General features: G+C 63.9%; 11 protein-coding genes. 5 read left to right on the top strand and 6 right to left on the bottom strand.

Features of this window, described 5'->3' with window-relative positions:
• Positions 1 to 126 precede the first annotated feature (126 nt).
• Entirely contained in the window at positions 127 to 1,863 is a 1,737-nt protein-coding gene (locus tag FU260_RS10280; protein ID WP_147916977.1) for an N-acetylmuramoyl-L-alanine amidase, read from the top strand.
• 342 nt (positions 1,864 to 2,205) lie between these two features.
• Here the strand turns inward: FU260_RS10280 and FU260_RS10275 are convergent, their stop codons facing one another.
• The 6 genes from FU260_RS10275 to FU260_RS10250 all read right to left on the bottom strand — a co-directional run bounded on the left by FU260_RS10275 (position 2,206) and on the right by FU260_RS10250 (position 9,302).
• Positions 2,206 to 3,495, bottom strand: coding sequence for a TRAP transporter large permease (locus tag FU260_RS10275; RefSeq protein WP_168211729.1), 1,290 nt, complete (start codon positions 3,493 to 3,495; stop codon positions 2,206 to 2,208).
• A 40-nt stretch (positions 3,496 to 3,535) separates the two neighbouring features.
• Positions 3,536 to 4,057 carry a TRAP transporter small permease gene (locus FU260_RS10270; protein WP_147916975.1) on the bottom strand — a complete coding sequence of 174 codons (522 nt, stop codon included), beginning with the start codon at positions 4,055 to 4,057 and terminating at the stop codon, positions 3,536 to 3,538.
• 64 nt (positions 4,058 to 4,121) lie between these two features.
• On the bottom strand, positions 4,122 to 5,120 hold the full coding sequence (locus tag FU260_RS10265; protein ID WP_168211728.1) for a TRAP transporter substrate-binding protein: 999 nt from the start codon (positions 5,118 to 5,120) through the stop codon (positions 4,122 to 4,124).
• Between the two features lie 84 nt (positions 5,121 to 5,204).
• Positions 5,205 to 5,867 carry an HD domain-containing protein gene (locus FU260_RS10260; RefSeq protein ID WP_168211727.1) on the bottom strand — a complete coding sequence of 221 codons (663 nt, stop codon included), beginning with the start codon at positions 5,865 to 5,867 and terminating at the stop codon, positions 5,205 to 5,207.
• Between the two features lie 152 nt (positions 5,868 to 6,019).
• A complete protein-coding gene (locus FU260_RS10255) occupies positions 6,020 to 6,823 on the bottom strand; it encodes an IclR family transcriptional regulator (RefSeq protein ID WP_235912190.1) in 804 nt (267 codons plus the stop codon).
• A gap of 931 nt (positions 6,824 to 7,754) precedes the next feature.
• Positions 7,755 to 9,302 carry a sulfatase-like hydrolase/transferase gene (locus FU260_RS10250; RefSeq protein WP_168211726.1) on the bottom strand — a complete coding sequence of 516 codons (1,548 nt, stop codon included), beginning with the start codon at positions 9,300 to 9,302 and terminating at the stop codon, positions 7,755 to 7,757.
• Here FU260_RS10250 and FU260_RS10245 point away from each other — a divergent pair.
• The 4 genes from FU260_RS10245 to FU260_RS10230 are packed head-to-tail and all read left to right on the top strand — an operon-like array spanning position 9,293 to position 12,647.
• A complete protein-coding gene (locus FU260_RS10245; RefSeq protein ID WP_147916971.1) occupies positions 9,293 to 10,027 on the top strand; it encodes a GntR family transcriptional regulator in 735 nt (244 codons plus the stop codon). The two genes, FU260_RS10250 and FU260_RS10245, sit on opposite strands and share 10 nt — an antisense overlap.
• Before the next feature lie 48 nt (positions 10,028 to 10,075).
• Positions 10,076 to 11,056, top strand: a complete 981-nt coding sequence (locus FU260_RS10240; protein WP_147916970.1) for an ABC transporter substrate-binding protein — start codon at positions 10,076 to 10,078, stop codon at positions 11,054 to 11,056.
• Positions 11,053 to 11,871 carry an ABC transporter ATP-binding protein gene (locus FU260_RS10235; protein WP_147916969.1) on the top strand — a complete coding sequence of 273 codons (819 nt, stop codon included), beginning with the start codon at positions 11,053 to 11,055 and terminating at the stop codon, positions 11,869 to 11,871. Before FU260_RS10240 ends, FU260_RS10235 begins: the two co-directional genes overlap by 4 nt.
• Positions 11,868 to 12,647, top strand: coding sequence for an ABC transporter permease (locus FU260_RS10230; RefSeq protein ID WP_147916968.1), 780 nt, complete (start codon positions 11,868 to 11,870; stop codon positions 12,645 to 12,647). Before FU260_RS10235 ends, FU260_RS10230 begins: the two co-directional genes overlap by 4 nt.
• Positions 12,648 to 13,250 lie beyond the last annotated feature (603 nt).

Raw genomic sequence — 13,250 nt, 5'->3', positions numbered from 1 at the left:
ATCGACGCGCGGCCCACCTCGATCGTAACCGGGCACCGGGCACGCGGGTGGCTGCTCCCGGCGCGCAGCATCGGCAGGCACTACGGTGTGGTCACGATCAGGTCACGGGAGACGATGATGGCAGACATGCGCAATGACGACATCAGCACAACGGGCGAACGCACCGGTCTGAGCCGGAGGTCAGCACTGGTGGCGATGGCCGGGACCGGGCTGGCGCTGGGACCGGCGATCGGTGCGTGGGCGGCGCCCTCCGATGATGCCGATCCGGCCCCGCTGAACACACCGGAGGGTCCGGACGACCAGGGCGTGAGCAGGATCCCGGTCGGCGACGTCGGAGGTGGACGTACCGCGGCGTGGGAGACGGCCACGTTCGAGCTGGTGGCGCTCACCTGGACCGGTGACGGCGTCCCGGAGCCGTACGTGCGCCTGCGCACCGACGGCGTGTGGTCACCATGGTCTGCGCTTCCTCCGGACGAGCACACCGCTGGTCGGGCGGACGTGGCCGGCACGGAACCGCTGTGGACCCGGGGCGCCGATGCGGTGGAGGTCTCGGTCTCCGGGGACGTGCCCGAGGATCTGTCCCTGACCCTGATCCACCCGGAACCGATGCCGCGTTCGGCGCTCAGCGCCGCGGAACCGGAGACGGCCACGACTGCCGGGGTGCCCGGGCGCTGGATCATCGACAAGCCGACGATGGCCTCGCGAGCGAACTGGGGCGCCGACGAGTCACTGCGGCAGAACCAGGACGGGGTCGCCTATGGGGACATCCGCGGCGGGTTCGTGCACCACACCGCCACAGCGAACTCCTACTCCTCCGGTGAGGTGCGCGGCATCATCCGGTCGATCTACCGCTACCACGTGCTCAGCCGGGACTTCTACGACATCGGGTACAACTTCCTCATCGACCGGTTCGGCCGGATCTGGGAAGGCGCCTACGGCGGTGTGCACCGACCGGTGATCGCCGCGCACACGAAGTCCTACAACTCGCAGTCCTTCGGGGTGGCGGCGATCGGCAACTTCCACGAGCGCAACATCCCGAGCCGAGTGCTGACCTCGTACGCGGACCTGTTCGCCTGGAAGTTCGACGTGCACGGCGTGCACTACGCCTACAACACGGCGAACTACACGAACGACGGTGCCCGCCGGCTGCCGGTGATCTCCGGGCACCGGGACACCAAGTCCACCGCCTGCCCGGGCCGTTACCTCTATGCCCGGCTCAGCACGATCCGCAGCGGCACCCAGAACCGGCTGAAGAACCGGGTGAAGCTGCGGCTGGCGGGGCCCGGTGGTGCGGTGGCCTCGACCGGTACCCGGCTGCACGTGCTTTGGGAGTACAACGGCGTCCCGGTGAACGGCACGGTGCGGCTGCAGCGCCGGCGGGCGAACGGCAGTTGGCAGAACATCCGCGACATCACGGTCACCAGCGGGAAGGGTTCGACCGTGGTCGGGCCGCGGGACACCGCCTACTGGCGGGTGCGGGCGATCCGGGCGCGGAGCCAGCAGATCGACGTGACCCACCCAAACGGGACCAGCAACTGGCACCGGCTGCGCTGCGTGGGCTCGAACGGGCGCACCATCCTGGACCTCAGCGGGCCGAAGGAAGGTCCAGCGGGTAAGAACACCACGCTCTACATCGGCTGGATCAGCCCGAAGGGTGGGGTGACCGGCGAGGTGCGGCTGCAGCGCCAGCTCACGAACGGGAACTGGCGCACGGTGCGGGACATCCAGGTCAGCCGTGGCAAGGCGACCACGACGGTCAGTCCCTCGCGGCGGACTCGCTACCGACTGCTCTCTCGTGGGGTGGACTCCCCCAGCGACGTACCTCGCCGCACCTCGTACCTGTACACGCTCGACGTGTGGTGAACGCGGGCAAAGCACAAGGTCCGAAATCTCCCCAGATTCCGGACCTGCTCGCTCCCCGACTGGACTCAAACCAGTCGTGCTCGCTTCGGTCCATGACTAAGGATGTCGCGACTTATGCCCTCTGGCCTGGCACTCCACACGGAGGTCGTTGCGCACCGTGGAGAAGGTGAACTCTGGCGCCCGCAGCGTCTCTGGTGCATGGAGTGGCCCGGCGCCGGGGGCCTACTAGTTCTTCGGATAGTGGAACCGTGCCTCGCCAGTTCGCTGGCGAGGCACGGTTCCTTGTGCTGCATCGAGCCCCAACCCGATCAGCACTCTCCCTTCCCCAGGGAGTTTCGACGGCTACTCGAATTGGCGTGGGAGCCAGAGTGCCGCGTCTGGGAAGATTGCGATCAGCGCTGTTCCGATGATGAGCACTGCCAGAAACGGGATCAGTGCCCTGGATGAGGCCTCAATCCGTGTCTCGGCGATCTTCGTGGTGACGAACAGCACGACACCCACTGGGGGCGTGATCATCCCGATCGACAGCGATAGCACGGTGACGAGACCGAGAAGCAGGGGATCGATCCCGGCCGTGGTGCCGATCCCGACGATGATTGGAGCGGTAATCGCCAGCGCTGACAAGGTTTCCATGAAGGTCCCCAGAAGAACCAGCATCACGATCAGCATGAGCAGGATCCCGAGTTGACTCTCGAAGGTTCCCAACGCGAGTTCGGCGACGCTCGCAGGTACGCGCTCACGCGCCAGGATCCATCCTACGATCCCGGCGGCGGCGACGATGAGCATCACGACTCCGGTCGTCCGTGCCGTGGCGACCAACACGCGAACCAACTTCTTCCAGCTCAGCGACCGGTAGGCAACACCTGCCAAGACGAGGGTGTACAGGCCAGCAACGGCACCGGCCTCGGTCGCAGTCATCACTCCGGCGAGGATGCCGCCCATGACGACAACTGGGATGAGGATAGGACCGATGGCACCACGGAAAGTGCGCAGCCGCGTTCGGAAGGAGGACTTCTCGTCGACACCGAAGCCAGCTCGTCGCGCCACCACGCCGATCACAATGAGGACGCCGATGGTGTAGAGCGCCGCGGGTAGATAGCCGGCGATGAACAGCGCCTTGACGCTGACTCCGGTGATCGACGCATAGACGATCATTGCAACGCTCGGTGGCACGACTGTGCCCATCGAGCTTGAGGTCGCCTCGACAGCGGCCGCGAACGGGCGAGGGTACTTCGCTCTGATCATCGCCGGAATCGTCACCGACCCGGTGCCCACGGCATTTGCCACGGACGAGCCGGAGAAGGCTGCTACCAGCAGGCTGGAGAACAGGGCCACCATCGCAAGGCCACCTCGGACGTGGCCGATCACAGCACGTGCGAAGATGACAATCCGGTCCGATACGCCGGTCTCAGACATCAGCTGGCCGACGAAGATGAAGAACGGGATCGCGGCCAGCGAGAAGGAGCTAGTCGACGAGAGCATGACCTGGGGCACAGTCTGCATTGCTGGCCCGAAGTCCTGGAACAGTAGGAAGTATCCCACTCCTGCGATGCCCAGGACATAACCGATAGGCACGCCGACCGCTAGAAGGATCACGAAGGTCGCAACTAGGTACACAACCACTTCAGTCATCGGGACCACCCGACGACAACCATCCAGAAGTTTTCGTTTCTCATACCAGTCCGGATACCTCTGCATCGTCCGGTGGGTCCGGCGGGCCAACGGTGACGCCGGCGACCAGGTCGCGTAGCACGTACAGCATTGTCAAGAAGCCGCAGACTGGCCAAGACAATGCGGCCCAGCCGGTCGAGATGCCCAGAGACGGAGTCGGGGCGCCCCGGGTGAATCCAGCGATCGCGTACTGCAAGCCTGTCCAGGTGAGGATGAGGAGGAAGCCGATCGAAACGATCGCTCCCAGTCCAAGAACTGAACGCCTAGTCCACCCGGTTAGCCGATCGGTCACAGCCTCGATGGCTAGGTGACCTCCCTCCCGGGCGCCGAGCACCACGCCGACTGCCACCGTCCACGTCAGCAGGAGTCGGGTGAGTTCGTCTGCTCCGAATACCACGGTGCCCAAGGCTCGCAAAGCGACCGAGCCACAGACCACGGTGAGCATCCCCAGCACCAAGACCACCGCAGCAACGCGAAGCGCCGAGTTGAGGATCTTGTCACCCGCTTCCAACGCAGCGCTCACACCGGCTCCCTCGTCGGTGTCCGATCCTCATTTCGGATCGGGACGGGATGCCGGGCCGGCCAGGTCACTGTTGCACCGATCGGAGCGCGTCTAGGTCCAGACCGTGCTCATCAAAGTAGGCCTGCACGAACTCCTCAGTCGCCGCACGGAAGGCATCAAGATCGGGCTCGATTACCTCCATGCCCTCAGACTCGAGTGTGTCGCGCAGTTCAGCGTTCTCTGCCATCTGCTGCTCCGACTGCCAAGCTCCCGCATCGCTGACTGCGGTGGACAGGGCCTCCTGCTGTTCCGCGGACAGCGATGAGAACCGCTCCTCGGACATGACGATCACCTGATTGTGAGTCATGAGCCCCGTGAGGCTGAGGTAGCTCTGCACCTCGTAGAACGCGTGCTTGAACGTCGTCGCAAACGGATTCTCTTGGGCATCGATCACGCCGGTTTCCAGCGCGGTGTACACCTCCGACTGGGCCATCGGGACCGGCTCTGCGCCGAGCGCGGCAAACGGTTCGGAGTGCAGGGCGCCTTCAGGAGTGCGGACCCGAAGTCCAGCCAGGTCCTCGGGAGTGCGAATAGCGATGTTCGATGTAAGCTCTCGGTTCCCGTACCACCAGCTGTCGTCGATCACTCGAAACCCCGCGGCCGCGGCACACTCCTCGATGGCGTCGGCGTGCTGCTCCGTTTCAACGATGCGCTGCAGGTTTGCGTATTGCTCCTCCGGTGTGTCGCCCTGGACCACGTATGGGAGCGAGGTCATGCCCAGACTCGGGCAGTGCGTTGCGATCAGCGGAGCGCCGACCATGGCGACATCGACAGTGCCGGTGCTCAGTGCTTCAAGCATCTCCGGTTCGCCGCCTAGCTGACCGTCTGGGTAGACCTCGACTGTCAGGGAACCGTCGGAGTCTTGCGCTACTTGCTCGGCGACGCGGTCAGCGCCCTGGATCATTGCCGTATTAGCGGGCAGCGTGCCAGCGATCACCAACTCGACCTCGCCGTTACCGGACGAGTCACCACCGCAGGCGCTCAACACCGCGACCACACTGCCGACCATCAGTGCAGCTGCCATCCTTGGCATGACGGAACTTCTTTGAACCATTTTCAGCAATTCCCTTCTGTACAGCACCGTACGAATGAGTCTCTGAAGGCTCCTTCAGAGACGCGGGACCTTTGTTTCCCAGTTCTTGGCAACCTCGAGAGTGAACCAGTACGCATCGTCCGCATAGTGGACGATCGTTGCCGCTAGGCTTCGGTCGATAAAGCGCCCTTCTGGCGAGTGGTAACCGCAGGTGTTGACGACCTCCTCGGGCATGTCCACCACCATCGCAATGTGTGCGCCGTAGGTGGGGTGCCGAAGCGATGGCCTACCGTACGCTCCAGGATTCGTATCCCACCTCCGGCGGTTCTCGGGCGCATACTCGAACGGCTTGCCGAGGTCGTGACACAGCGCGGCCGCAAGGACCACATCTCGGGATACGCCGAGCGGCTCGTCCAAGGTCTTCTCGAGCGAGTCCTTGATTCCCAGAGCGATACGGGTAACCCCAAGAAGGTGGTGGGTCTGGTCACCCACCTCTGGCGCCCCAGGCATCCCCGAGCCTGGCAATTCCTCTACCGCGCCGTAGCCATTCTCGCAAAGCGCGAGTGCCCAGGCGTCGATCACCTTGTTGCGTAGCGCTGCGTCTTCGATCTCTGCAATCAGCGGCAGCGATACCACCACTCCCCTTCGGACATCGTCCGGGAGGTCCAGGTCATGTTTCACGAACTCCGACACGTTCGAATACCCACTCTCTACGCCGATCAGTCGCTTCGTCCGCATGCGTCGCCACATAACGACCGCGGTACTGGTCCAGTCGCATCCCTGCAACTTCGACCGTTCCAGGGACTGTACGCCATTCAGTATGCTGACGCAAGAGGTCTGACGGGAGCTGGAATCTCGCTCAAAGAAGGTCGATCAGGAGCGCCGGCGAGTCACCTGGCCGCCAATGCCCGCCCCGTCATCGGATTGGACAGCAGCCGCGCCGTTTCGTGGAGCGCTGCCACGATCCGCTCCAGCGCCTCAGGTGAGAGATCAGGCGCTCCGGACCGGTCGAACGTGGAAACGCAGAGAGCGAACGGCACGTCGCCAAGGCAGAGGGTCGGGCCCGCGACGGCGACGCCGATCGCATTCGGGAACACCTCGCCCCTGTCGAGGGAGTAGCCTCGCTCTCGAGTAATCTCGAGCTTGCGGTGCAGAGCGTCTAGAGAACTTGCCGAGCGCTCGGTCAACCGGGGCATCTCCACCCCCTCATAGAGGGCGTCCACCTCTCGTAGATCCATCTGCGCAAGCAGTGCCACGCCCACCGCCGACAGCGATGCGGGAAGCTTCTCTCCGATACTCGCCGTTAGTCGTAGCGGGGCGCGCCCCTCATGACGCGCGAGGTACAGGGCCTCCACACCGTCGAGCACCGCGATCTGGACAAGTTCGTTGCGCAGAACCTCTGAGTCAGCCACAACCCTGTAGAACTCACGAACTTGATCAAACGTGGCTAGGTAAGAGCCCCCGAGCTCGACCGTGCGGCGCCCCAGGCTGTACCCACGCTCCGTACGGTGCACCAGACGCGCCTCCTCTAGCTCGGTGCACACATTCGACACCGAGGACTTCGCTGCTCCGAGTGCACGAGCGAGCTCAGCAAGGCTCTGTGGCGAACCCTGGGCCTCGGCGAGAATCGTCAAGATCTGGACGGCGCGAGCTACGGCAGGCGCAAGGCTGTTTTCCTGATGCTGATGAGCCACGCGCACCACTCTACTGAACGCTGTTCCAAATATGGGCCGCATCGACGGTGTCGCGTACATCGAAACGCGCCCTGGCGCCTACGCGTGCCTCAGGGAGTGGACGAGGCCACAACGTCGCGTGATGTCGAGTCGTACACAGTCAGTCGCTGAGGGCAGCCATCGCCCGTCGACTGAAGACGAGCGGTCCTGCGTTACCTCGCCGACCTGAGATTCGCGTCGTTCCAAGGGCTCATCGAAGTGCTGGCTGCGGTGTGGCGGTGGTGGCGAAGGTTGCACAAGTCCGGCCGGCGGGCGGTCCACATCATCTTGGGCTCGCTTGCCTAGCTGGTCGCCCAAGCACGCTCGCCTCCCGAATGGCCGTTGGTAATCGCATGCGGCTTGGTGTTCCATTGGCGGCGCACGCGCAATGTCGCCCGTGTCGGATCAACCAGATACTCCATGTCGCGGCCCTCCAGCCCGACCGCTTCACCGGGCTACATCGCACACCAGGCAGCCAACGGCACCGCGATCCGCAGAGTCTCTGGAATCGCGGCCGTCATCGTCGCGACCTCGTGGCGGGTCGCGACCTCGGCCTCAGGATGTGAAAGCCAGAGTCGTGCCTGCCAGACGCCGCGACACTGGTCGAATGTGCCTACGAGGAATCGCGCGATTTAACAGACCGCAGTCGGCACGGTAGCCGGCGAAGTTCCCCGCAGCATTGTCGGGCAGACGCGTCAACCAGTGAACGGGACGGTTTCCGCTCAGGTAAACGAGCCTAGTCAGAGAAGGCGTCCTCGGGCATGCCACTCTCGGCATACAGCGGCAACGAGTCCGCGATTGGTACCCACGTGCGTATCCGCCCGAACCCCATCGACAAATCACAGCCGCAGAGATCCTGCGGGAGCCGACCGTGGACACCGATCTTCGGCTAGGTCTCGGACCGTGCTGGTGGTCAGGCTCGTGCCGGCTGGGCGTTGCGTTCCCACCATAGGTTGTCGTAGTCGGGGTGGTTCCAGTACTCCTCGGGGTTGAAGGAGGGCTGTTGGCGCACCGTGAGGCCGTCGGTGTCTGGGTCGCTGTGCCGGGCAAAGTGCTCTTCGATCCGGGTGGTGAGTTGTTGAACATCTTGCTCGTAGCCTGGCGTGTTGTAGAAGTTTCGGGTCTCGCGTGGGTCGCGGTCCAGGTCGAATAGTTCGTGTCGTCCGGTGTCTGGACGTAGGAGCAGTTTGCGGTCCGGGGTGCGTGCCATTCGCAGGTCGCCGTATTCGCCGAACACGATCTGTTCCATGTCCGGCGCTTTTCCGCCGCGTAGGAGAGGCAGGTAGCTGCGGCTTGGGCGGGGACTGCGTTCCTGCTCCTCGGGTGCTTCGACTTCGGCGTGCTCGAGCACTGTGGAGAACAGGTCACAGTGGGTGACGTACTCGCCGCGAACCTGGCTGGGCAGTACGGTTCCTGGCTGGTTGATGATGAGCGGGATGCGTATTGACTCATCCACCATGTTGTACGGCTTCGTGCCGTTGCCTTTGCCCCAGATTCCGTGGTGGCCCAGGTTGAGTCCGTGATCCGAGGTGTAGATGATCATGGTGTCCTCGCGCACGCCCTGGGCGTCCAGTTCGTCCACCAGACGTCCTACCTGCTCGTCCGTCGCAGTCACTGAGGCGTAGTACTGCGAGAGTGCTTCGCGCCGGTCGCGAGTCTCTGGCATGAGCGACTCGGAGGAGAGTCGGCCGAAGGGGTGGGTTGGTTCGACGGGCACGTCGGCGAAGGAGCACTGGCGGTAGCCGGAGACCAGCCGTTCGGGGCGTCCTCTCCAAGGCGAGTGGGTGCCGTAGTAGCCAACGAAAAGGAAGAATGGTGATGCGGAGTCACGAGCCCGGAGGAACTCCACTGCCCGGTCGGTCACGTTGTGCGGATTCTGCGCTTGCGGCGCGGCAGCAGCAGTCGGCCAGGGGCTGATCAGTGTGGGATCGGAGTTCACGTCGCCGAGCTCGTGCCAGTAGTCGAAGCCGGCTGCTGGTTCGAAGTTGCGACCGAGGTGCCACTTGCCGGACAAGCCGGTCGTGTAGCCGGCCTCATGCAGGATCTCAGGCAGCGTGCGCTCTCGCTCCATCCAGTTGCGCTCATTCGCACCGGTCGCCCAGACATCCAGATAGTCATGCACACCGTGCTGTGACGCTGTCTTGCCACTGAGGAAGCAGGCGCGGCTGGGCGAGCACACCGGTGTCGGCGTGAACGCGTTGTCCATTCGGGTACCGGTGTTGGCGAGATAGTCCAGGTTCGGTGTCCGAACTTCGCTGTTGCCGTAGGTGCTCAGCGCCCATTGGGCGTGATCGTCGAGGAAGATGACGACGAAGTTGGTGGGCAAGGAGCACCTCCGTGTGCTGGGAGTTGGCAGGGGCGACAGGCCGGTGCTTGACACGATCCGGCGGTCTGCGAGTACATTACAAGCATAGAGGTTGGACCTCTGGACTTCAATGAGGAGACCGTTGTATGCGACCACGACGGCGCCTACCGCACGACGTAGCGGCAGAGTTGCGGCAGATGATCACCCAGGACTTGCTCCCGGGTGCGCGCTTGCCCGGGGAGAAGGATCTCGCGGCGAGCCTCGACGTCAGCCGAAACACCCTGCGCGAGGCGCTACTGCAACTGTGGAACGAGGGGTTGCTCGTCCGCCGATGGGGAGTAGGCACGTTCGTGCGAGAGCGAACGACCCCGTTGGCGCAGAACCTCACTGACTTCGCGCCCATGCGCGAAGCCATCGAAACCGCTGGCAAGACCGCCGGGCTCGCTGCGGTCTCGATCGAGGTCGTGCCGTGCCCTGCTCACGTGGCTACCCCGCTGGAACTTCAACCGGAGGATGAGGTCTGGCGGGTGGAGCGCACCTTCACCGCCGACGGCGAGCCCTTGGTCACGTTCATCGAATGGCTGCCTCCGGTGATCAACGGTCACGCGTTCGACCCCACTCCGCTGCGAGACATCGACGAACACATGCTCACTCTCCTGCACCAAAACGCACGCACGCGAGTCGTCCGGATGGAAGCCGAGCTCACCGCTGTGGGTGCGCCAGTTGCGGTTGCTCATCATCTGAACCTCGCCCCGGGAGCACATACCTTGCTCACCAAGCAGGTGAGCCTGACCGATGCCGGCGATGTAGTGATCTACAGCGAGTTGTACTACCGAACCGACGGCATGGCGCTGCACATCGTCCGCACGCCGCGTTTTTGACCACTCCCCCACTTCCACAAACCCCACCCTGACCTCTTGGAGTGACCTATGAGACTAGTTCGCGCGAGCGCTCTGGCCGCTGCTGCCTGCGCCAGCATCCTCGCTTTGTCCGCCTGCACCGGCGACGCGTCGCCGTCTGGCGGCGATGGCGCGTCGGTGACCATCGCCGTGGACTCGTTCACGATCGGCGCGCCTGTGTTCGTGGCTGAGGACCAAGGCTACTTCCAGGAACAGGGTCTCGCGGTCGAACCTGCGATCTTCCAGACCGGCGTCGAGGGCATCCAGGCCTTGACGACAGGTCAAGCGGACTTTGCGTTTGGGATGGACTTCGCGGCCGTGAGTTCAGTCTCGGAGCGCTTGGTGGTCTTGGGCGCGACCTCAAGCCCGGAACCAGGGTTCCACCAGTTCTACATGGACAGCAGCCTGAGCAGTCCTGAAGATCTGGCGGGACAAGCGATCGGGGTCCTGCCGGGTACCGCGCAGGCATACTCCAGTCAGCGATGGTTGGAAGCCTATGGCGTTGAGGACTCGGTCGAGCAGGTGGAGTTCCCGGGAGTCTACGAGTTGGTGGGGGCCCTTCGTGGAGGCGAGATCCAGGGTGGCTTCATCTTCGGAGTGGGTATCCCCGAAGCGGAGGGCATCGAGACCATCACGCAGGTAGGTGATGACAGTGAGGTGCTGGCGCTTCAGGGCATGTACTTGCTCAGCACACGGGACTACGTCGAGGCGAACCCTGACACGGTCGAGCAGATGTTGACCGCCCTGGGGGCGGCCAACGGCTACATCAGCGAGGACATGGCCGGTGCCGCCGAGATCACCGCGGCCGCAACCGGTGGCGAGGCTGCGGTACTGCAGCCCTCGCTCGAGATCAGCAATCCCGGGCTGCGCTTCACCGAAGAACATCGCGAGAATCTGCTGAACATTCAAGAGTTCCTGATCGACAATGGAGAGATCCCCGCCGAGACGGACATCGAGGGGAGCATCGACCTCTCCATCCTCGAGGGAATCGACGGAGCTGAGGTCGAATGAGCACCAGACCTGAGCCGAGCGAGACACTTCTACCGACAAGCCAGTCGATCGATCTGGAGCAAGTCGGGATCTCCTTCGACAACCATACGTGGGTCCTCAGAGATCTCGATCTGACGATCAAGGAAGGGGAATTCTTCGTCCTAGTAGGCCCCAGTGGTTGCGGGAAGTCAACGTTGCTGAAGCTTGTGGCCGGTACCCATATGCCGACCGCAGGCACCGTACGCGCCGGCGGCGAGGCAGTGCGCGGCCCCGGTCCGGACCGCGCAGTGGTCTTCCAGTCCGTAGATTCACCATTGATGGACTGGCGCACCGCGCGTGGCAATGTCGAGTTTGCCCTGCGTATGTCCGGGCGCGGACGCCGTCAAGCCCGCGCCCTGGCGTTGGAGTACTTGGACAAGGTGGGCCTGGCCGATGCGGCAGACCGCTACCCGGACCAACTCTCCGGCGGCATGAAACAGCGCGTACAGATCGCTCGCGTGCTCGCAGTGCAGCCCGAGATGATCCTCATGGACGAACCCTTCGCGGCCCTGGACGCCCAGAGCCGCCGATTCCTCCAACAAGAACTCGTGCGACTGTGGCAACAAGAACGTAAGACCGTCCTCTACATCACCCACGACGTCCGAGAAGCGGTGCTCCTAGGGCAACGCATAGCCGTGATGACAGCGCCACCCGAATCCGGAATCAAGAACATCTTCAACGTCGACCTGCCCTACCCCCGCGACGAATTCGATACTGACTTCGTGCGCATCATGCGTGAGGTGGACGAAAACATCTCGTCCGAGGTGAAGGTGCTGTGGGACCGAGGTGCCGTATGAGGACTCGGAAGGGCCAGAACGTCCGGCTATACGCACTCTCCATCGTCGCCGTCATCGCAGTCCTCGGAGGCTGGGAGCTCGCAGCCTCCGGGATGGATCCCAGCGTCCTACCAGGCCCCATCACGGTCATACAGTCGGCCTGGCAACTGCTGCTCGACGGCAGCCTCGTGGAGAACATCGGCATCAGCGTCCAGCGCGTCCTCCTCGGCTGGCTGCTGGGCTGCGCGATCGCCATCCCCGTGGGCATCCTCGCGGGCGCCTCCAAGTATGTACGGGCCGCCATCGACCCGTTCATCCACTTCTTCCGGTTCGTACCCGCCATCGCACTCACCTCGCTGTTCATGCTGTGGTTCGGCATCGGCGAAGAATCCAAAGTCAACCTGATCGCCTGGGCATGCGCCTTCGTCGTCGTGGTCAGCACAGCGGCCGGAGGCGCATCGGTACCCACAGACAAGATCGACGCAGCCCGCTGCTTCGGCGCAAACCGCGCCCAAGTACTCGCACAAGTCGTGATCCCATCCGCAATGCCCAGCATCTTCACCGGCATGCGCCTGGCCCTGGCCAACGCCTTCCTCGTAGTGGTCGCCGCCGAAGCACTCGCCGCCCGCTCAGGCATCGGATTCCTCGTCTGGAACGCCCGCACCTACTTCCGAACCGACCACATCTTCGTCGGAGTCCTCTGCTTCGGGATCCTCGGCTTCCTCGCCGACCGAATCTGGAAACTGGTCGGCTCCACCGTCCTCCAGCGCTACCTACGCGGCTCCGGCGACTACTGAACCCGACCCGTCTCAATGGTGGCGAGATCGACCAACGCCACGAGCGCATCCCAGCTGTCACTTCTCGCCCAGACCGGCGCATCTGAGAGGTGGTTCATGAGCGCTCGCATCGCCACAGCTGTGGTCGTCGGGTCGAGGTCGACCAACGCCCGCGCCAGTGAGATGACCGTCCACTCCCCGGATCCATGGAGATGGTGGACAAGAACTTGCGCGGCCGCTGCCCGGGCAGTCGGGTCAAGGTCGACCAGCGGCACTAGCCAACGTCGGTTCCTCGGGGATCGAGCGCGGCGGCAGCGTGAACACCTCCGTGACGTTCCTGAAGGCCGTCGATAACAACCACCCCATCCGCACTAGGACAACGAAGGGGCCGGGGGACGCGCGCGCTCCCGCGACATGGGCGACCTGGTGGCATTCATGGCCTGTATCGGGGTCCGTGTCGGGGAAGCGGCGGCTGTGCGCTGGTCAGACGTGAACTGGCAGGACGGCATGGTCACTATCGGCGGCTGGACCGTGACCCGGATCAAAGGAGAAGGGCTGACGAGAGTCCGAAACGCCTCCACCAAGCACGGCGCGCGACCGTTGGTACTCCCGCCGTGGATGTTG

Source organism: Ruania zhangjianzhongii, assembly GCF_008000995.1.
GTDB classification, from domain to species: domain Bacteria; phylum Actinomycetota; class Actinomycetes; order Actinomycetales; family Beutenbergiaceae; genus Ruania; species Ruania zhangjianzhongii.
Note: the sequence above shows the minus strand (reverse complement) of the source record. Positions and strands in the feature narration are given on the sequence as shown.

Coding starts and splice junctions, on each gene's coding strand:
- FU260_RS10240 (WP_147916970.1), top strand. CDS start 10,076: ATGAGACTAGTTCGCGCGAGCGCTCTGGCCGCTGCTGCCTGCGCCAGC.
- FU260_RS10260 (WP_168211727.1), bottom strand. CDS start 5,867: ATGCGGACGAAGCGACTGATCGGCGTAGAGAGTGGGTATTCGAACGTG.
- FU260_RS10245 (WP_147916971.1), top strand. CDS start 9,293: ATGCGACCACGACGGCGCCTACCGCACGACGTAGCGGCAGAGTTGCGG.
- FU260_RS10230 (WP_147916968.1), top strand. CDS start 11,868: ATGAGGACTCGGAAGGGCCAGAACGTCCGGCTATACGCACTCTCCATC.
- FU260_RS10265 (WP_168211728.1), bottom strand. CDS start 5,120: ATGGCAGCTGCACTGATGGTCGGCAGTGTGGTCGCGGTGTTGAGCGCC.
- FU260_RS10280 (WP_147916977.1), top strand. CDS start 127: ATGCGCAATGACGACATCAGCACAACGGGCGAACGCACCGGTCTGAGC.
- FU260_RS10275 (WP_168211729.1), bottom strand. CDS start 3,495: ATGACTGAAGTGGTTGTGTACCTAGTTGCGACCTTCGTGATCCTTCTA.
- FU260_RS10235 (WP_147916969.1), top strand. CDS start 11,053: ATGAGCACCAGACCTGAGCCGAGCGAGACACTTCTACCGACAAGCCAG.